The 19,514-nt window shown below is 64.4% G+C and carries 14 protein-coding genes; 12 read left to right on the forward strand and 2 right to left on the reverse strand.

Annotation, left to right across the window (positions count from 1 at the left end; all coding sequences use genetic code 11):
• Nucleotides 1–180: 180 nt before the first annotated feature.
• The 10 genes from AC1DKY_RS13555 (at nt 181) to AC1DKY_RS13600 (ending at nt 15,869) form a co-directional block, all read left to right on the forward strand.
• Nucleotides 181–966 (forward strand): SDR family NAD(P)-dependent oxidoreductase, encoded by a 786-nt coding sequence (locus tag AC1DKY_RS13555; protein WP_441604109.1) that lies wholly within the window; start codon nt 181–183, stop codon nt 964–966.
• Nucleotides 967–1,499: 533 nt separating this feature from the next.
• Nucleotides 1,500–3,776, forward strand: coding sequence for a cellulose biosynthesis cyclic di-GMP-binding regulatory protein BcsB (gene bcsB / locus AC1DKY_RS13560; protein WP_441604110.1), 2,277 nt, complete (start codon nt 1,500–1,502; stop codon nt 3,774–3,776).
• A gap of 3 nt (nt 3,777–3,779) precedes the next feature.
• Nucleotides 3,780–4,943 (forward strand): cellulose synthase complex periplasmic endoglucanase BcsZ, encoded by a 1,164-nt coding sequence (gene bcsZ, locus AC1DKY_RS13565; RefSeq protein WP_441604111.1) that lies wholly within the window; start codon nt 3,780–3,782, stop codon nt 4,941–4,943.
• The gene (locus AC1DKY_RS13570; protein WP_441604112.1) at nt 4,925–8,728 is read left to right on the forward strand and encodes a cellulose synthase subunit BcsC-related outer membrane protein; all 3,804 of its coding nucleotides are present in this window, start codon (nt 4,925–4,927) and stop codon (nt 8,726–8,728) included. Before bcsZ ends, AC1DKY_RS13570 begins: the two co-directional genes overlap by 19 nt.
• A 31-nt stretch (nt 8,729–8,759) precedes the next feature.
• Nucleotides 8,760–10,517 carry a cellulose biosynthesis protein BcsE gene (gene bcsE / locus AC1DKY_RS13575; protein ID WP_441604113.1) on the forward strand — a complete coding sequence of 586 codons (1,758 nt, stop codon included), beginning with the start codon at nt 8,760–8,762 and terminating at the stop codon, nt 10,515–10,517.
• 7 nt (nt 10,518–10,524) lie between these two features.
• Nucleotides 10,525–10,725: a hypothetical protein gene (locus AC1DKY_RS13580; protein ID WP_441604114.1), complete on the forward strand. Its 201-nt coding sequence runs from the start codon at nt 10,525–10,527 to the stop codon at nt 10,723–10,725.
• A complete protein-coding gene (gene bcsQ / locus AC1DKY_RS13585) occupies nt 10,722–11,516 on the forward strand; it encodes a cellulose biosynthesis protein BcsQ (RefSeq protein WP_441604115.1) in 795 nt (264 codons plus the stop codon). Before AC1DKY_RS13580 ends, bcsQ begins: the two co-directional genes overlap by 4 nt.
• The gene (gene bcsA / locus AC1DKY_RS13590) at nt 11,513–14,080 is read left to right on the forward strand and encodes a UDP-forming cellulose synthase catalytic subunit (protein ID WP_441604116.1); all 2,568 of its coding nucleotides are present in this window, start codon (nt 11,513–11,515) and stop codon (nt 14,078–14,080) included. The genes bcsQ and bcsA overlap by 4 nt, the downstream gene beginning before the upstream one ends.
• 11 nt (nt 14,081–14,091) lie before the next feature.
• Entirely contained in the window at nt 14,092–15,675 is a 1,584-nt protein-coding gene (bcsG, locus tag AC1DKY_RS13595) for a cellulose biosynthesis protein BcsG (RefSeq protein ID WP_441604117.1), read from the forward strand.
• On the forward strand, nt 15,675–15,869 hold the full coding sequence (locus AC1DKY_RS13600; protein ID WP_046970283.1) for a hypothetical protein: 195 nt from the start codon (nt 15,675–15,677) through the stop codon (nt 15,867–15,869). Before bcsG ends, AC1DKY_RS13600 begins: the two co-directional genes overlap by 1 nt.
• A gap of 2 nt (nt 15,870–15,871) precedes the next feature.
• On the opposite strand, the gene AC1DKY_RS13605 is transcribed toward AC1DKY_RS13600, so the two are convergent.
• Nucleotides 15,872–17,623: a GGDEF domain-containing protein gene (locus tag AC1DKY_RS13605; protein WP_441604118.1), complete on the reverse strand. Its 1,752-nt coding sequence runs from the start codon at nt 17,621–17,623 to the stop codon at nt 15,872–15,874.
• A gap of 304 nt (nt 17,624–17,927) precedes the next feature.
• On the opposite strand from AC1DKY_RS13605, the gene AC1DKY_RS13610 reads away from it, so the two are divergent.
• Together AC1DKY_RS13610 and AC1DKY_RS13615 are read left to right on the forward strand one after the other, a co-directional pair.
• Complete coding sequence (locus tag AC1DKY_RS13610; protein WP_441604119.1) at nt 17,928–18,191, forward strand: hypothetical protein; 264 nt, start codon at nt 17,928–17,930, stop codon at nt 18,189–18,191.
• Between the two features lie 12 nt (nt 18,192–18,203).
• Nucleotides 18,204–18,542: a hypothetical protein gene (locus AC1DKY_RS13615; protein ID WP_441604120.1), complete on the forward strand. Its 339-nt coding sequence runs from the start codon at nt 18,204–18,206 to the stop codon at nt 18,540–18,542.
• A 7-nt stretch (nt 18,543–18,549) separates the two neighbouring features.
• Here AC1DKY_RS13615 and AC1DKY_RS13620 read toward each other — a convergent pair whose 3' ends face one another.
• Nucleotides 18,550–19,317, reverse strand: a complete 768-nt coding sequence (locus AC1DKY_RS13620) for a bestrophin-like domain (RefSeq protein ID WP_441604121.1) — start codon at nt 19,315–19,317, stop codon at nt 18,550–18,552.
• Nucleotides 19,318–19,514: the final 197 nt, after the last annotated feature.

The raw sequence follows: 19,514 nt of genomic DNA on the forward strand, positions 1-19,514 counted from the left end.
AAGCTGAACGAGGTCCGGGGCAGGCCTGGGCCCGGAAGCTGGCGCTTATGGTGTCCAGGGAGGCAGGCCGGCGGCAGGGCCAGCCATCAGCCATCGCAGGTGACAGGCATCACCTCCACGCGCGCGCTGCGGGCAGCGTGCTTCAATGACCTTCGTTGCTATGGGTACAAGGAACGCTGCATGGACGTCGGTCTGGCTGGGCATGTCGTGGTGATCACCGGCGCGAGCAAGGGCATTGGCCTGGCGTGTGCGCAAGCGTTTGCACGCGAAGGGGCGAAGGTGGTGGGCATCTCGCGCAACCTCGCGCACCTGCATGCCGCACAGCACGACCTCGAGCGCGAAGGACTGCGCATGGACGTTGCTGCGGCGGACCTGCGCGAGATCGTCGCCGCGCAGATGGTGGCCGAGTACATCGAGAACGAATTCGGCCCGATCGACGTCCTGGTCAACTGCGCGGGCGCCGCGCGCCGCACGCCCATCGCGGATCTGCACGCCGATGCGCTACATGACGCGATGCAGGCGAAGTACTTCACCTATATGCACATGATCGACCCGGTGATCCGCCGCATGGCGGCGCGCGGCCACGGCAGCATCGTCAATGTGGTGGGGCAGGGCGGGCGTCAGGTCAGTACCGTGCATATCGGCGGCGGCGCGGCCAATGCGGCCTTGATGCTCGCTTCAGTGGGTTACGCCAGTGCGTACGCGTCCAAGGGCGTGCGCGTGAACGTGATCAATCCCGGGCCGACGCATACCGGGCGCTTGCAAGAGGGCCTCGATGCCTTGGCGCGCGCCAGCCACCGGACCATCGACGAAGTGCTGGCTGACCAGTTGGCGGAAATTCCCATGGGACGCATGGCCGAGCCGCGCGAGATCGCCAACGTCGCCGTGTTCCTCGCCTCGCCGCTGGCCAGCTATGTCACGGGTGCGGTGATTCCCATGGATGGCGGCAAGACCGGCGTGGCCTGATGGTTGCCTTTTGTCATCGGACGTAAAGACGTCCATACGGTTGTGTGCGATGGATGGGATGCATTGATCGACCAGGCGATCGACGCTACGGCCTTTCGGATGTAGTCACCGGAAACTGCTGCGCCGCGCCAGGGAATTCGCAGGTTCATGCACGGCCGCACACTTCGGCGTTGCCAGGTTGTGCTTCGTGTGACTATTCACGTTTCTTTTATGCCGGTTTCTTTAATCGTCTCTGCCGAGTGACGAGGTGCCGCTGTGCCAGCGCGCGAAACCGGTCGAAAGCCCCGATTTCATGCGTTGCGCACATGCTCCACGGAATGCTGGTCAGCACCTGATCGTGGATGCCGAGCAAGCCATCGTCAGCAGGGGCATGAGCGTGGAGACGCCGTAGAGGGCAGGGTTCATTGGCGTTGGCCAATCGGTTTCCGCGGATCGTGTGGGTTCGTTGGTAGAGGCAGCAGCGCAGGGGACGGGGATTGCCTGATCAGCCAGCCCGTTTCCGACGTTCCGTCACTGACCCAGGGCGACATTCCATGCGGCAGCTACGTCATGTTTGTTGGGGTTTACTGCTGGTGGGAGGCTGGCTGGTGGCGAGCGCCGATGCGCAGCCCCTCCAGGACGCAGCGCACGGCGTCGCTCAGCCAGCTCCCGCGACTTCGGCGCCCAGCAGCGACGCCTCGGCGCAAGTGGCACCCGCCGGGGTGGCCCGCGACCTTACGTTGAAACAGATGGGCGTCTACGGCGCCATCAAACTGCGCGGGCAGGACCCCAACGGCACCTTGAATGTGGCCGTGCGCAACGACGAAGTGGTGACCGGCGCAAAGTTGCGGCTGGTCTATACCTATTCGCCGTCGCTGATCTATTCGCTCTCGCACCTCAAGGTGTTCCTCAACGGCGAGGTGGTCGCCACGCTGCCCTTGGACAAGGAGCAGGCGGGGCAGACGGTGAGCAAGGATGTCGTGCTCGATCCGCGCCTGTTCACCGACTTCAACCGTATCGGTGTGCAGATGATTGCGCACTACTCGCTCGATCACTGCGAGGACCCGTATCACACCTCGTTGTGGACCGACATCAGCCCCGATACCACGCTCACGCTCACTACCTCGGAAATCGGGCTGCCCAACAGCCTGGCCCTGCTGCCGGCGCCTTTCTTCGATCGCCGCGACAACCGGTCGTTGGTGGTTCCCTTCCTGCTGCCCGCACATGCCGATGCGCAGACGCTGCGTGCGGCAGGCGTGGTGTCGTCATGGTTCGGCGCGCTGGCTGGCTGGCGCGGTGCACGCTTCCCGGTGGCGCAGACGCCGCCGACGGATGGGCATGCCATCGCCTTCGCCCTGCCCAACGCGATGCCTGAGGGCGTGAAGCTGGGCGATATCAAAGGCCCCACGGTCATCGTGATGGCCAATCCGGCCAGCCCGCCGCAGTCAGGTCGCAAGCTGCTGGTGCTGGCCGGGCGCGACACCAAGGAGTTGCAGGAAGCGGCCAATGCGCTGGTGATTGGCCAGGTGGGCATGTCCGGTGACCAGGCCATCGTGAAGTCGGTGGATCTGGGGCCGGAGCGTCGACCGTACGATGCGCCGAACTGGGCGCCGGTGGATCGCCCGGTCAGCTTCAAGGAACTGGTTACCGATCCGGCGCAGCTCGAAGCGGCCGGCTTCAATCCGCAGCCGATCCGCGTCGACATGCGCCTGCCGCCCGATCTGTTTGCATGGGCGCGCCACAGCGTGCCGTTGAACGTGCACTACCGATATACGGCGCCGTCCAACTACAACGACTCGGTGCTCAATATCGGCGTCAACGATCAGCTACTGCGCTCGCTGCGCTTGCGCCCGGCCGATCCTTCCGGCGTCGAGAGGCAATTCAATGTGCCTCTGCTGTCCAGTTCGGAAGCGCGCGGCGCGGAAGAGATCCGCGTGCCGGCGCTGCGCATCGGCAGCACCAACCAGTTCCAGTTCCAGTTCCACATGGATTCGCAGAAGAACGGGCTATGCGTTACCGCGGCTACCGACAGCGCACGTGCGGCAGTGGATCCCGATTCAAACGTCGACTTCAGCCAGTTCGTGCACTACACGGCGATGCCGAACCTGGCGTTCTTCGCCACCAGCGGGTTCCCGTTTACGCGCATGGCGGATATGGCCGATACGGCCGTGGTGATTCCCGATGCGCCAGACGCGCACGAACAGGAAGCACTGTTCACCATGCTCGGACAGCTCGGACGCTGGAGCGGACTGCCGGCCCTGCGTGTATCGGTGGTGCCTGCTGGCGCCGTGGAATCGGTGCGCGACCGCGATCTGCTGGTAATCGGCACCGGTACCGCCGGGGAGCTGATGGCGAAGTGGGGCAAGGGCTTGCCCATGCTGATCGAACGCAGCGAGAACGATTTGTCCGTGCGTGAACTCACTGATCGCCCCAAAGGGCAGGGCCCGGTGGCGCGCGCTGCGATGAGCGTGAATGGACCGACCGCCGCCTTCGTGGGTTTCCAGTCGCCGTACACCAAGGGCCGGAGCGTGGTGGCGCTGGCGGCCAATGCGTCCGATCGCCTGGGTGATCTGCTCGACGTGCTCGGCGACGACACCAAGCTCGGCGAGGTACGCGGTGACCTCACCGTGGTGCGGCAGAAAGTGGTGGTGGGCCTTAGCGTGGGCGATACCTATTACGTGGGACATCTGCCGTGGTACGCCTGGCTGTGGATCCATATTTCCCGATATCCGGCCTTGATGGCGCTGGCCGGCATACTTGCGGGACTGTTCGTGGCACTCACCGTGTTCTGGGCGCTGGGTCGGCTCGCCGCACATCGACTTGAGCGGTGATCCATGCGCCGCGCCTCGATTCCGTTGCTACGCGCGCTGCTGGTGGTCGGCGTGACCTTCGCCTCCAGCCATGTACAGGCTGCATCCTGCGCATGGCCGGACTGGGAGCACTTCAAGCAGGGCACGCTCAGTGCCGACGGCCGCGTGGTCGATGCAAGCACGCCCGAACAGGTCACCGTGTCCGAGGGGCAGGCGTATGCGCTGTTCTTCGCGCTGGTGGCGAATGATCGGGCCACGTTTGATCGCGTGCTCAACTGGACCCAGAACAACCTCGCGCAAGGCGATCTGACCAGGCATCTGCCGGCCTGGCAGTGGGGACGCCAAACAAAGAAGGATGCCGCCCAGGTCTGGGGCGTGCTCGACGGCAATGCAGCCTCCGATGCCGATATCTGGATCGCCTATACGCTGCTCGAAGCGGGGCGCCTGTGGCACGAGCGCAGCTACACCGCGCTGGGCACCGTGCTGGCTCAGGCCATCGTGGCGAAGGAAACGGCGGTGTTGCCAGGACTCGGCCGCACCGTGTTGCCCGGTCCCGTGGGTTTTCATCCGCAGGACGACGTGTGGCGACTCAATCCCAGTTATGTCCCGCTGCAGGTGATGCGCCATCTGGTGAGTGCGTTGCCGCAGCAAACGGAATGGAAGGCCATCCTCGACAGCTCGACCAGGCTGGTCACCGGCACGGCGCCGCATGGCTTCTCCCCCGATTGGGTGATGTACAAGCGCGACCAGGGCTTTGTCGCGGATCCGGCCAGCAAGGCTGAAAGTGCGTACAACGCGATACGTGTGTATCTGTGGGCCGGACTGCTGGCGCCGGATGCGCCGGAGCGTGCCGCGGTGCTCGACACGTTCCGCCCGCTGGCTGAATTCGTCGCCGCGCATGGTTTTCCGCCTGAGCGCGTGGACACGCAAACCGGCGTCGCGGCCAGCAACGAAGGCAATGCCGGTTTTTCCGCCGCGGTGGCACCGTATCTCGCTGCTCTTGGCCGCAACGAGCTCGCGCAAGCGCAGGTGCAACGCACGCGCACACTCGCCGCGCAGTCGCCGCTGGGCTATTACAGCCAGGTGCTGACCTTGTTCGGTCTTGGCCATCTCGATGGCCAGTACCGCTTCGATGCGAACGGTGCAGTCGTTCCTGCCTGGACCTCGACGTGTCCCGCGGCGCACTGAATCATTTGTTCGCACCTGCCATCGCGCTGCTGGTTGCCGGTGGCGCCATGCCGTCGCTGGCGTTGGCGCAGACCACGGCCGGCGCACCCAGTCCGGCGATGAAACAGCTGCTCGATTCAGCGCGCGTATGGCAGGCCAAGAATCGTCCGGATATGGCGCGCGGCATCGTGGAGAAAGCCCTGCTGATCGATCCCGCCCAGCCGGACGCGCTGGCCTTGATGGGGCAGATCGAGCTCAGCTCCAATCGACCTGCTGAAGCGGCAAAGTTGCTGCAGCGGCTGCAGGCGCTTTATCCCAGGCATCCGGCCACGCTCGAATTGGCGGATGCCTATCGTCTTGCGACCACCGACAAGACCGCGCTGGCGAAGGCGCGCCTGGCGATGCGCGCCGGCCAGTCGCAAGAAGCGTGGCAGCAGATGCAGGCGCTGTTTCCGCGCGGTGCGCCCAACGGATCGCTGGCTGGCGATTACTATCGCGCGATGTCCGCGGCAGGCCAGCGCGACAAGGCCTTGAATGAACTGCGCGAACGTGTGCGGCAGGATCCGGATGATCTGGGCCTGGCCATGACGCTGGCAGACATGCTGACCGATCGCGCGTCGACGCGACTGGAAGGCCTGGACATCATCTATCGCCTCTACCAGCGGCAGGATGCCAACCGTCCGCAAGCCCTGGAACTGTGGCGACGCGCGCTCAACAGCGCCGGCAGCGACGATCCCGCGTACTACGTGTGGTATCAGCGCTACCTCAAGGAAGTGCCCAACGACGACAGCGCCAAGGCAGCGCTCGCTGCGCTGGCCAAGAAGGGCGGTGCCAGCTACGTGCCGCCGCCGAAGGGTGCAGCGCCGTCCAGCGAAACCTCGACGACGTCCTCTGCCCCAGTGCGCTCCTCCACCTCTCGCCAAGGCGAAGCGGTTGGTGAGCAAGGCCTGGCCAAGATGCGCGAAGGCAAGCACGACGAAGCGCGTGCCTTGTTCGCGCGAGCGCTTCAGCTCGATCCGGACAACGCCGGCAAATGGCGCAGCCTGATGGCCACGGCGACGTTCTGGGGCACCTTGTCCAAGGCGCGTGCGGCCAACGATCAGGGGCACCCGGAGCAGGGCGAAACCCTCGCCCGCGAGGCGCTGCGCCAGCAGCCCAACCAGAGCGATGCCAAGAAGGTGCTGGCGACCTCGCTGATCGCGCAAGAGAAATGGGCTCAAGCCGAGGCAGTGCTGCGCCCGATGGTGGAGGCGGAGCAGCCGGACGTCGATGCGCTGGAATTGTTGGCCAAGGTGTTGATCGCCGCGCATCGCACGCAAGAGCTCACGCCACTCATCGCGCAGGTGGAGCAGCGCTATAACGGTTCCAGCGACGCCATGATCACCCTGCGCGCGCAACTGCTGTCCATCGAAGCGGATCAGCTGATTGCCGACGGTAAAAGCGGCGCAGCCGTATTGAAGCTGGAAGATGCTGTACGCCTGACGCCCAAGAATGCCTGGCTGCGCTACACGCTGGCCCGCCAATATCGCGACCTGGGTCTGCCCGCCTTGGGTCGTTCGGTGATGGAAGACGGCCTGCGCGTGGCGCCCGCACCCGACATGCGCTACGCCAGCGCGCTCTATCTCAATTCGCTTGACGATATCGACACCGCCAGCAGCGTGCTTGCCCAGGTGCCAGCGAGCGAGCGTTCCGACGGCATGCGCGAACTCGCGGCCAACCTCAAGGCGCAACGAGACCTGCGCGAAGTACATCAGCTTGAAGCTCAAGGTCGTCAAGAGGAGGCGCGAGCGCTGCTGGACCGGATTGCGCTGGACGTGCGCCATGATCCTCAAATGCTCGCGAGCGTCGGACGAGAGTGGATCAGCCTGGGCGAGCCCGACAAAGGCTTGAAGTTGGTGCGCGATTGGCTGGATGCGCACCCTAACGATCCCGCCGTCGGCGTGCGCCTGCGTTATGGCGAGCTGCTTGGTGCAGCCAATCGTGACGAGGAGTGGCGCAGGTGGATTGCCGATGCGCGATCACGCCCCGGAGTCACGCCCGAACAGCAGGCGCAGTTCGACGACCAGCTGCTGCGCCTGTCCATGCGCAAGGCCGCGCGGCAGATCGATGCAGGCGATCTCGCGGGAGCCGACCGCACGCTGGACGACGTACCCGAACACAGCAAGCAGGAAAAGCGCTGGCTGCTTGCCCAGGCCGATCTACGCGAGGCCCATCGCGATTATCGCGGCGCGCAAGCTTATGCCCGCAAAGTCTTGGTGGATCATCCTGGCGATGCCGACGCGCGGCTCACCATCGCGCGCATGGAAGAGCGCATGGGGCATCGCAAGGCCGCGTTGGCCATGGTCGACGAGGTGCTGGCCGATACCCCGCCGGACGATGTCGATACGCGTCTGGCCATCGCGCGCCGTTACACCGCCCTGGGCCGCAACGAGCAGGCGCGCGCCGTGGTCGATCCCTTGCGGCAGCCGTATACCGATCGCTCCGATGTCACCCTGCAGTCGGGTCGCATTGAACAGTCGCAAGGTCACTACGACGAAGCAGCCCAGCTGTACCGCACGGCGTTGACGCAGGAGCAGGCCGAGGGCGAAACCCCCAGCGCGGACGACGGACTCACCTCGGCGCAGCGTGCCTTGCAGGGTCTGGATGATCGCCGGCAAGGGCAGGTGGCCACCGGTGTGCTGCAGTCCAATGAATCGGGCAGCAGCGGCATGTCGCGCCTGGACGCCACGGAGATTCCGGTCTACCTGCGTCTTCCAGATGGCTATACAGGGCACTACTTTTTCCATGCCGATACGGTCCTGCTCAATGCCGGCACCTTGCCGGCGGACCGGTTCGATCCTGCCTTCGAGTTCGGCAAGATCGCGGCGCTTGGCAATGCCGGGCTGCGACCCCTGGATCAGACCGACAAGGGTGTCGCGCTGGCGGCCGGCTACGACTTCAACGGCGCGAGCAACAGCTGGCGCGCCGACATCGGCAGTACGCCGATCGGTTTCACCGTCAACAGCATCCTCGGCGGATTTCTCTATCGCCACGATTTCTACGATGCATCGGTGACGCTGGATGTGTCGCGCCGTCCGGTGACCAGCAGCCTGGTGTCGTATGCCGGAGCGCGCGATCCGGTTACCGGCGAGGCCTGGGGCGGCGTGGTGCGCAGCGGTTTCACCGTGCGCGGCGCACAGGATCTGGGCCGCACGACGCTGTTCGCATCCGTTGGCTTTGGCGTGCTCACCGGCGAGAACACCGAGACCAACCATGAGTTCAAAGTACGCACCGGCATCGACGTGCCGGTCTACGTGGGCGTCGATCAACAGTTTTCCAGCGGCCTGGTGATCAACTACTGGCACTACGCCAACAACCAGCATTTCTACACCTTCGGCAACGGCGGCTATTACAGCCCCGGTCGCTATTTTTCGGCCTCCATCCCGTTGGATTGGACCGGTCGTTACAGGCGCTGGTCATGGGAGTTGGAGGCCTCGGTCGGGAACTCTTCCACCAATGAGGAGGAGGCGCCGTACTTCCCCACGCGCCCGGATCTCCAACAGCAGGCGGTGGCCCGCATGGCTGCCGCGGATGTGGGCTCGCCGTATTTCGGCACCGGTTCGGGCGGCGGCTTCAGCTATACGGTGGCAGCGGCGCTGGAATACCGGCTCACGCCGCACTGGGTGATCGGCACGCGCTTCAAGCTCGATCGTTCACGCGATTACGCGCCCAACCTTGGCACGATTTACCTGCGTTACTTCTTCGACCAGCAACGGCTGCCCGTGCCGTTCCCGCCCAACCCCGTCAAACCGTATTCCACGTACTGACGGGATCACCTTGCCGCTAGGGACGAGAGTCGTGACGAACCTGCCTCCATCGCCTTACGAATCGACCGATCGAGCGACGCCACGTGCGTTGCTGCGACTGAATCAGTCGCTGGCCATCGAAGGCCTGCCGTCGTCGTTGTCGGCGCTGGCGACCGGGCAGGTGTATGCGGTGTACGCCAGTCGCTCGCCGGCACGCGACGCGCTGTTCTGGAAGACCGCGGCGCATGCGCTGCTCACGCCGGTGACCGTGCTTTCCACGCGGTCGGCGGAGGATGTCGCGCAGGCACTGCACCAGCACGGCATGGATATCGACCACCCGGGTGCGGTGCATCCCAAGTCCAATGTGTGCAGTCTGAAGATCCCGCCGAACCGCGACGGTTGCGACGTGCTGATGGAATCCTTGCAGGCGCTGTCCGCGCAATGCGCGACGCCCGCAAGCCAGTTTCTGGTCGAAGGCGTGGCGACCTGTTTTGCCTGGCAGGATCGGGCGGCGCTGATCCGGCAGGGTGCTGCACTGGCAGGCTGGTGCGCACAGACGCGGCACACCGTGCTGCTGGTGATGTTGCCGCCGCTGGTGGAGCAGAGCGGTGACTTCCGGCCGCTCACGGATTTCCAGATCCAGTTCGCGGGCGCCGCGCAACTGGTGCATGTGCAAGGCGAGTTTCGTTGGGAGGTGGCGTTCTGGCGCGACAATCGCGGGGCGCTATCGGCCAGCGAATCCATTCCGCTGCGCTTTTCGGCCAATGATCACCGTTTGATCGCGGTGCCGGACGATCCCGCCAGCGGCGAAGTGGCCGGCATGCTCGCACCCGATGAGAGCGTGGTGATGGTGGCCCAGGGCACGGTGGCGCGCGAGCGGGTGGTGCCCAAGGGTTGGCAGGTGTTGCCGGACAATGAGGCGTTGGTATCGGCGGCCAGTCGGGCGGTGGCGGCCACGGTGATCCTGCACTACGGCATCAACGAAAGCGTCGCTTCGTTGGCCAGGCAGGTGAACTACCTGCGCCGCCAATGCGGCAAGGCACTGAAGATCCTGATCCGCGAAGACAACGTCAGTATCCGCTACGAGTTGCTGATGCTGACCTTGGGCGCCAACGCCATCATTGCGCGCAGCATGCCGATGGCGCAGGTCGAAATCGCGGTGGATGGCGTGCAAGGGCAGCTGTTCTCGCGCCCCGTGCCGGACGACTACCTCGGCGCGCTTTCGGCGGCGATGCGCGATTCCACCACCGGCTACGTGCCGGCGCAGCGCTTCATCCAATTGGTGCGCGAGGCTGTGGAGCGCAGTCGCCCGATACGCCTGCCCAACGTCTTGCTGCGGCTGCCGCTGGAGCCGGACGTGGCCGGCATCGATGCGCTGCAGGCCTGCCGCATCCGTCGCACCGGCGATCTGTGCACGGCCAGCGGCGACAGTCTGTATCTGTTCTTTTTTGCCTGCCACGTGGAGAACGCTGGCGAGGCCATGGAAAAGGTGTTCGAGCGGCCGCTATCGGAGCTGTTTCGCGGCGAGCTGCGCTGCGGTGACCGCGAAACCATTATTTCCACGCTCAATGGTCTCGCAGAGGAAATCGCCGAACTGCCGCCGCCCGATTACACCGGCCTGGTCGCACCTCCCGAACCGATCGCCTCGCCTGCGCCACCGGTCGCCGAATCACCGGCAGAGAGCGTCATGACCGAGGCGACACCGTCCGGACTTCCCTTGCTCGGCAGCGTGGAGGCGATCAACGCGGCGGCCGCCACCATGCGCCGTCCACCACGTCCTGCATCGCTGCCGCTGAAGGCAGGGAGGTGAGACGGGCATGAGCACCTTCCTGGGGTACTTCATCTTGGGCCTGATACTGGCGGCGCCGCTATGGTGGCTGTTCTGGCGTTTCCGGCTGGGCTCCTTGTGGTCGCGCACCCAGTCCTTGCTTCGTCGGCGCAAGATCCAGTTGCCGCCGCAGCTGGAAGGCCTGGTCATACTCGGCAAGCGCCAGGGCGGCGCGGGAAAGAAAGCATGAAGACGATTGCCATCATCGCCTCCGTTGGTGGTGCAGGACGCACCATGCTCACCGCGTCGATGGCAGGCTTGCTGTCGGAACGCCGGCACGCGGTGCTGGCGGTGGAATGTGATCCGCGCAATGTGCTCACGTTCTATTGCGGCTTGCGTACGCCGGCCCAGCGTGGACTCCACTCGCAGGTGCTTGCGAGCAACGATGACTGGAGCGATGCAGCGCTGCAGACGGACGACGGCGTGCTTTGGCTGCCCTGGGGTGGCGCGCGTGGCGATGCCGCACTCGCCTCGACTGCGTCGTTGTCTGCGGCCCTGCACGAGCAGCCGACCTGGTTGCGCGATCTGCTGGCGCGGGTGGATCTGCCCGGCCACGGCGTGACCCTCATCGATACGCCGGCCTGGCCTTCCGTTTACGCCGCGCAAGCCATGGCGGCGGCCGACCTGGTGATGGTGGTGCTGCCACCCGCACCGCTGGCCTGCGCCACGCTGCCGCGCCTGCGCAGTGAACTGAAGTCACTCGGCAAGGAAACGGTGTACGTGGCCAATGGCGTGTCGCCGGCCTCGCAATTGCACACTGACATACTCGCCTTGTTGCGCGACACGCTGGGCTCGTCACTTTCTACCTACCGCGTGCATGCCGACAGCGGCATTCCCGACGCGCTTGCCCGCAACGAGAGCTTCGTGCACAGCGCACCGCATTCGCAGGCAGCGCACGATATGCAGGGCCTGGCGACCTGGCTGTCGAGCTGGGTTCGACGCGCCTACCAGCCTGGCGCGGCGGCGGGAGGTTCGGCATGAGCACGCCGGGCGCCACCTCGGTCCTGTCGCGTTTGCGCCGCACGCTGGCGCAGCAGCTTGGCGTAGATGCCGAGGCAGGCCGCGGTACGTGGTTGCTGCGGCTGGTGTTTCGCCAGCCGCCGCCGGGCCAGCGCGATTGGCCTGCGTGGTGGGCCGAGCGACTGGCACGGCGACTGCGCGTCGAGCTCGCTGTCGCTGAAGGCGAGGGCATGGGCACGTGGCTCAAACGAATCTTCTTCCGTCCCCATCGCCGTCGCGTGCGCTTGTCCGCCAATCTGCGCAGCGCGCGGCATCATCGCGGCGCACGTCGTCGTTCGATGTTGCTGGGCCGCCTCGGTCATTGGCTGGCACCGGTGCATGGCATCGCGGGCCGGGCAGGGCATGCGGTGACTTCAAAGCTTCCGTCGGTGCCGTGGGCCCGCATTGGCGAGCGCGTGAATCATTGGTCGTCCGGACTGGATCGCGTGCCTCATCTCAAGCCGGTGATCCTGCTGCTCGCCCTGATGGTGGCCGTGGGGTTCTGGACCACGCCCTTGCCCATCGCCGACCAGTTCCGCCTGTTTGTCGCGGTGCTGGTGGTGATGGTCCTGGCGCGGCGGATCCCAGGTCGCTGGCCGACCATGCTGATGGTGTCGCTGTCGATCCTGATGACGGGACGCTACATGTGGTGGCGCGTCACGCAGACGCTCAACTTCGCCACGCCGGTCGAGGCCTTGTTCGGCTATCTGTTGTTTGCGGCGGAAATCTATACGTGGATCGTGCTGTTCTTCGGCTACATCCAGACCGCGTGGCCGTTGAACCGCCAGCCCAAGCCGCTGCCCGACGACACCGACAGCTGGCCCACGGTGGATGTGTATATCCCCACCTACAACGAGCCGCTTTCCGTGGTGAGTCCTGCGGTGCTCGCCGCCAAGAGCATGGACTGGCCGCACGACAAGCTGCGCGTCTACCTGCTCGATGACGGCAGCCGCGAGCAATTCCATCGCTTTGCCAACGAGGTTGGGGTGGGCTACCTCACCCGTGAAGAACATCGCTACGCCAAGGCCGGCAACATCAATCACGCGCTGTCCATGACCAGCGGCGAATTCATCGCCATCTTCGACTGCGACCACATCCCCACGCGCTCCTTCCTGCAGACCACCATGGGCGAGTTCATCGCCGACCCCAAGTGCGCGATGGTGCAGACGCCGCACCACTTCTTTTCGCCCGATCCGTTCGAGCGCAACTACGACACCTTCATGCGCATCCCCAACGAGGGCAGCCTGTTCTACGGACTGATCCAGGATGGCAACGATTTCTGGAATGCCACCTTCTTCTGCGGGTCCTGCGCGGTGATTCGCCGCGCGCCGCTGATGGAAGTCGGCGGCATCGCCATTGAAACGGTCACCGAGGACGCGCACACCTCGCTGAAGATGCATCGTCGCGGCTACCGCACGGCCTATCTGCGCATCGTGCAGGCGGCGGGTTTGGCCACGGAGAGCCTGTCCGGACATATCGGCCAACGCATCCGCTGGGCGCGCGGCATGGCGCAGATCTACCGCATCGATAACCCGTGGTTGCGCAAAGGCCTCACGTTCTTCCAGCGCATCTGCTACAGCAACGCCATGCTGCATTTCTTCTACGGCATTCCGCGGCTGATTTTCCTGTGCATGCCAGGCGCCTTTCTGTTCTTTGGCCTGCACGTCTTTGCTGCGGATGCGCTGTCGGTGATGGCTTATGTGTTGCCCTACCTGTTCGTCTCGGGCATGGCCAACTCGCGCATCCAGGGCCAGTACCGCCATTCGTTCTGGGCCGAGGTCTACGAGTCGGTTTTGGCCTGGTACACGGTGTTGCCTACCACGGTGGCCTTCATCAATCCGAAGAAGGGCAAGTTCAATGTAACGGCCAAGGGCGGCCTGATCGAGCAGGAGTATCTCGACTGGGCCACCTCCAAGCCCTATGTATGGCTGCTGGCACTGAACCTTTGCGCGCTGGTGGCAGGCATCGTGCGCATCTTCACCACCCAGCGCGACGAGCCGGCGACCGTGCTGATGAACATGGTGTGGGCCTTGTTCAACGTGGCGATGCTGGGCGCCGCCGTGGGCGTGGCGAAAGAGGCTCGGCAAGTGCGCGTATCCCATCACGTGCCGCTGGTCGTGCCCGCAACCCTGGTACTGCCCGACGGCAAGACCATCGCCTGCCGTACGGAAAATTATTCGACCGGCGGCCTGGGCATCATCCTGCCCGAGCCCATGGAACTGGATCGCGGCAGCCCGCTGGGCGTGGCGCTGTCGCGTGGCGATATCGACTACTACTTCCCCGCAGTGGTGGCGCGCAACAGCGGTCTACACCTCGGCATGAAGTTCGAGGAGTGGTCGTATGAGAAGGAGACGCAACTGATCCAGTGCACATTTGGTCGTGCGGATGCCTGGGTGCGCTGGGAAGAAGAACTGGTGCCCGATGCGCCGCTGCACAGCTTTGTCGAAGTGATCGAGATGGGTTACCAAGGCGTGCTTCGCTTGTTCGATGCCTGCCTTGATGCCGTCGAGGCTGCCGTCGTGCGCCGGCCGCGCCGGTCGGGCTAATGGAGTAAGGCATGGGCATCTGGAATCTCTATTTCATCGCCGCGCTCTACCTGGCCGCGGTAGGCAGCATCCGGCCGGTCTGGTGGCTCAACCTGCTGTTTGCGCTGGCGCTGCTCGTGCCGCTGCAACAGCGCTGGCAACGCGTGACCAGGCACGTGCTGGCCGTGCTGGCGGGCGCGGCCTTGCTGTATCACGAATCGAAGCTGCCGCCGATCGGTTACGCGCTCAAGCAGATCCCCGCGCTGGCCTCGTTTTCGCCCGCCTACATGATGGAACTGGCCCGCCGCCTGTTCAGACCGGCGATGGTCTATATCCCGATACTGGTGCTGTTGATCTACGCCATCGTCAACCGCTGGGTGCGCGTGACCACGTTCGTGCTATTGGCGCTTGTCGTGTTCCCGCTATGGCAGGGCATGGGCACCTTGATTGCCAAGTCCAGCGGCGGCGCGAGCTATGCGGTCAATCCACGGGCCGACGCGGATACGGCGAACGCCGGGACGGACAGTTCCACCGGCAGCTATGACCAGCAACTGGCTGCGTTCCATCATGCGGAAAAGAGCCGGCGCGTTGCGTTCTTCCCGATGAGCACCGACCCTGCCGTGCAATTTGACATCATCATCATCCACATCTGCTCGCTGTCCTGGGACGACCTGGACGTGGCCAACATGCGTGACAACCCGCTGTTCGGCAAATTCGACTACGTCTTCAAGAAATTCAGCAGCGCGGCGAGCTATAGCGGACCCGCCGCGATTCGGCTTTTTCGTGCCTCGTGTGGACAGGACGCACATCAGGAGCTGTATAGCGCCGCTCCGCAGGAATGCCATGTGTTTGCCGATCTGGCGGCGGCTGGCTATGACGTCGAGTACTTGATGAACCACAACGGTCGATTCGACGATTTCCGCGGCATCGTGGAGCGCGAGATTGGCCGACCGGGCATCCAGCCGCAATCGATCGAAGGCCTGCCGCCGTTCATGCGGGAATTCGATGGCTCCTCTCTGGTCGACGATTACGATGCGCTCGCAACGTGGTACCAGGACCGCGCAACCAGGGGCGGCGGCCCGGTGGCGCTCTATTACAACACCGTGAGCATGCACGACGGCAACCGCCTGCCCAACAGCAATCTCACCAGCCTGCAGTCGTATCCCATCCGCCTGACCCGGCTGCTTGGCGATATCGATCGGCTGACCGACTTGATCGCCCACTCCGGTCGCAAAGCCGTGGTGATTTTCGTGCCTGAGCATGGGGCCGCCCTGCGCGGTGATGCGGGGCAGATTTCCGGCCTGCGCGAAATTCCCACGCCGCGCATCATCGATGTGCCGGTGGGCGTGAAACTGATCGGTCTGCCGGCCGGCAAAGAGCCGCCGGGCCACGCCATTTCCATCGATACGCCGACCAGCTATCTCGCCCTCGCGCAGCTGATGTCGAACCTGGTGGCGAACAGCCCGTTCAAGGCCGATGCGCCGGCATTGCAGCAGTACGCGCATGATCTGCCGCAGACCCGCATGGTGGGCGAGAACGAAAACACCGTCACCATGGACACGGCCAACGGTTATGTGATTCACACGCCGGACGGTGTCTGGATGGAGGGCAAGTAATGGCCGCGCCACGCGATCCGCATGCCAGGATGAAGCCGAGCGACATCGAGACCTATGCCAGCTATGTCGAGGGCGTGGATCCGGCGCGGTATTACGACAGCCAGGCCAAAGACGTGTGGCTGGCCGCACTCAAGCGATGGCCCTTGCTGGCGGCGGTGCTGTACGCGGACGATCCATCGACCGGGCCGCGTTGAGCTCAGCCTGGATCCGTTTCGATGCGATCGCGTCCGTTGGACTTCGCGCGGTAGAGCAGGGCGTCGGCCTCGCGCAGCAATGCGTCCACTTGCAGCCTGGCCCCGGCCACGCGCTGTGCAAAGGCGATGCCGATACTGACGGTAAAGCCAAATTGCTGGCCGTCGGTGGCCGTGACGGTCTGCACGCGCAGTTGTTTGCATAGCTTCTCCGCCAGCGCCTGAGCATGCTGCGCCGCCTGCACGCGAAGCAGTATCACGAACTCCTCGCCGCCGAAGCGCGCCACGATATCGTCCGCACGCACGGTTTCCCGGCACAGCGTGGCCAGCGCCACGAGTGCCTTGTCGCCGCTTTCGTGGCCATAGGTGTCGTTGACGCGCTTGAAGAAATCGATGTCCAGCATCATCAGCGCCACCAGCGGATCGCTACCGCGTTTGTCGGCCAGCAGAACGCGGGCGCGGCTCTCGAACGCGCGGCGGTTGAGCAGGCCGGTGAGCGGATCGGTTTCGGCCATGGTCTGCAATTCGCGGATCAGGCGATTGCGCTCATGTTCCAGCTGATGGCGCTTGAGATCGTTCTGCTTGAGCACGTTGAGCGCGGCGAACAGATCCTGCACCTCGCTGCCGTAATGCCCATGGGGAATTTCCGCCGCCGTGTCGCCCGACGCCACGGCGAGAATGAACTGCTGCGCCTCCGAAAAGGGGCGGATGACCTTTTCGCGGAAACGCCAGATCATCACTACCAAGAGGGCGGTGAGGGCAACGGCCAAGACGCCGCTGGCGAGCAGGTAGAGCAGGTGCCGGTGCAGGCTCTTGTCGATGGTGTCACTGGCCAAGGTCAGCGCGTCGTCGCGGAACCGGTCGATCGGCGCTACCAGTGGGCCATACTGGTCAGAAAGTTCCATGAGCGTGAACTTGCTGCCCGAGGCAACAGCTGCCTCCTGGCGCAGTTGGTTGAGCAGAGCCACTGCGTCGCCGTAGTAGCGGCGCTCGAGTTCGGCATAGTCCTGCAGCAGTTCGGGCGGTAGCACCCGCACGCTCGGCACCAGCAATTGCCGCAGCTGCTCGATCTTGCCCAGGCTGGCAGCGATCTCCAGTGCCTCCTGTTCGGTCAGCGGACGATGCTTCACCAGCGCCGGCGCAAACTGCTGCGCAACCAGGCCGGCTTGTTCCCTCAGCAAGCCCGACAGCCGCGCCACCAGCAGATAGCTTTGCACGTCGGCGTTCTCACGAATCACGCCAGTGGCACCGGTTTGCGCAATCGACGACAAACGGGGGATCACTTTGACGATGCGGTTGAAGCCGTTGACGATCTCTGTGTCGGAGTGGGCAGTATGTTGCATGGCATCCAGTCCCTGCCGCGCCTGCACGAGTTGAGCGCGCACACCATCCCACGCTGGCGCAATCGTTGCGCACTGATCGCAGTCGGGGTCGCGCAGGGCTGCGCCCAATTCGTCCATCTGCCGATCGGTCATTCGCCGCGCAGAATCGAGCACATCGCGCCACTTGGCTGCTTCGGATTCCTCCAGCATGAGTACGGCAACAGCAGGCCGCCGTTCTTTCGACACATCCGCCATGGCGTGCAGCGCAGCCTGGACGACGCTGAATTGTTTCTGCGCCTCGTGAGCATCCCGATAGCCCCGCCACTGCAAGGTGAACTGCCACATCATCACCCCCACCACCATGAGGTAGAGCGTGACGACGATGTAACGGAACCGCCGGTTGACGGATTCGTTGTGTGCTGCCTGTGTTGGCATGGCTCGTGTCGCCGAAAGCAAGAGAACCATGAAGGACGGCAACTGCGCCGGCCTGCCGTGCTGCAACGGTCCGATCTCCCCAGTGAGCGTGGCCCGCTACGCGCGCACAGTCTCAACGGCTGTCCGTGATGGCTTCGTAGGCGCCCAGGACGCCGCGCCAACCGCTTGCATGTGGGTGATATTTAACGCGAAATTCCATGGTCCAAGTCCGCCGGCCCGAAAACGCCGCGGAGTGGGTCGTCCGCCCGAAGCCGTTCGGCGCTACATTCCAAGCCGCCCATCCACGCGCTCAAAGGTGTCGACCATGGCTCGCGACTTCACACCGGCAGACGCCAAGGCCCATGCGTGCTCCTACATCCTCCTCAGCCTGCTTCAACGCATGGATATGAAAGAGCCCGGCCTGATCGACGAACTGATCGCCGGTGCCGAAGGCGACTTCGCGGCCTCCAGCGAGCAAGGCGAATTGCCACCTGCCGTGCCGATGATTTTCCGCGAAGCCATCGCCATCCTCACCCGTGCAAATGCATACAAGCGCAACATGGCGGTCAGCGCCAACGACGACGTGTAACGTGCGCGGCGCATGAAGCGGCGAACCAAACGACGGATCGTTCGAACGATACTCACTGTTGTCGTCATCGGTACCTTGATGGCGGCTGCCTGTTGGCATCGCTCGCATCAACCCGCGGATGCGCCAACGGCCGAAGCGGCGGCGCGTCATGACCGCCAGGTCGCCTCCTGCGAAGCGCAGCTTCGCCCGCGTCTTCAGGGTGAAATCGACGGCTGGCGCCTAGTCGACGAACTGCCGGCAGGGCACGGGAGGCAGTTCACCTTCGCCGCCAACTTCAACGCGAAAACCGCGCTCTACCACTGCGAGGTAGATGACTCCGCCACCGTTCTGGCTGTCGAAGGCCCGCCCTGACCAACGCCTAAGAGGCGGGCAGGGACGCCTTCAGCGCCTCCAGGTTTTGCGGGGACACGCGAATAAGCCCGCCGCGCGGACTGTCGATGTCAGCAATGAGCATCAGCGAGATGGCGACCACCAAAGGCAGCACCAACAAGAAGAACGGCTCGGCCGGCCGCCGCCCGCTGCCAACGCCCACCAGCAAGTTGCAGCCGATCGCGATGGCGCCCAACAGCATCCATGCTGCGATGGGTATGCGATTCCACCAGGCCGCCTGCGTATAGCCTTCCGAATTCAACACATCGTTCATGCCTGCCACCACCAGCGCCGTGATCGGCGTGGGCTGCTGGCCAGCCGGTGTGACCACCGCACTCCAAAGCTGCGACTGCAGCTGATTTTTGCGCGCAGTGATGGCGGGCAGCTGGCTGCGATCGGTGGTTTCGTAGAACGTGATGCGATGCTGGAGATAGGTCGCCAGCAACGGCCGCAGCTTCGATGCGTCGGCAGGCGCAAGCAGATCCAGCCGCACGTATTCCGTACCGATCGCGTTCGCCTCCGCTTCTTCGTAGTTCTTGCGCTGGTCGTAACGGCTGATCGCCATGGAAAAACTGAAGCCGATGATCAAGCCGAGCAAGGTGAGCGTGGCACCTTGCACGATATTGAACATCTCGTGCGACTCCCCATCCGCCAGCGGACGGCGCCGGGACCACCATGCGCCCAAGTGCGCGGCGATCCACATGGCAACAAACGAGATGACGAACACCACCAGCGGATGGTTGATCGCGAAAGTCATGCACTATCCCCGTCAGCAGATCGCGGCTGGCAACCACCGGCCGGCGCGTGGTGGAGATCCTCGCGAAGAAGAAGTGAAGAAAGTGGATAGCGCCACCCGGCGAAGGGGGCGTGATGCTGCTGTAGCTGGCAGAGGTTTGATGGACGGCAGCGGGGTCGGCCAAAAAACTACGCCAAAAACGAAGTCAGGTTCACCTC

It is taken from the genome of Dyella sp. 01N448 (assembly GCF_056399225.1).

Excerpts from the sequence above, each read along its gene's own strand:
- AC1DKY_RS13555 (WP_441604109.1), top strand. The coding sequence starts at position 181 with ATGGACGTCGGTCTGGCTGGGCATGTCGTGGTGATCACCGGCGCGAGC.
- bcsB (WP_441604110.1), top strand. The coding sequence starts at position 1,500 with ATGCGGCAGCTACGTCATGTTTGTTGGGGTTTACTGCTGGTGGGAGGC.
- bcsZ (WP_441604111.1), top strand. The coding sequence starts at position 3,780 with ATGCGCCGCGCCTCGATTCCGTTGCTACGCGCGCTGCTGGTGGTCGGC.
- AC1DKY_RS13580 (WP_441604114.1), top strand. The coding sequence starts at position 10,525 with ATGAGCACCTTCCTGGGGTACTTCATCTTGGGCCTGATACTGGCGGCG.
- bcsQ (WP_441604115.1), top strand. The coding sequence starts at position 10,722 with ATGAAGACGATTGCCATCATCGCCTCCGTTGGTGGTGCAGGACGCACC.
- bcsA (WP_441604116.1), top strand. The coding sequence starts at position 11,513 with ATGAGCACGCCGGGCGCCACCTCGGTCCTGTCGCGTTTGCGCCGCACG.
- bcsG (WP_441604117.1), top strand. The coding sequence starts at position 14,092 with ATGGGCATCTGGAATCTCTATTTCATCGCCGCGCTCTACCTGGCCGCG.
- AC1DKY_RS13600 (WP_046970283.1), top strand. The coding sequence starts at position 15,675 with ATGGCCGCGCCACGCGATCCGCATGCCAGGATGAAGCCGAGCGACATC.
- AC1DKY_RS13605 (WP_441604118.1), bottom strand. The coding sequence starts at position 17,623 with ATGCCAACACAGGCAGCACACAACGAATCCGTCAACCGGCGGTTCCGT.
- AC1DKY_RS13610 (WP_441604119.1), top strand. The coding sequence starts at position 17,928 with ATGGCTCGCGACTTCACACCGGCAGACGCCAAGGCCCATGCGTGCTCC.
- AC1DKY_RS13615 (WP_441604120.1), top strand. The coding sequence starts at position 18,204 with ATGAAGCGGCGAACCAAACGACGGATCGTTCGAACGATACTCACTGTT.
- AC1DKY_RS13620 (WP_441604121.1), bottom strand. The coding sequence starts at position 19,317 with ATGACTTTCGCGATCAACCATCCGCTGGTGGTGTTCGTCATCTCGTTT.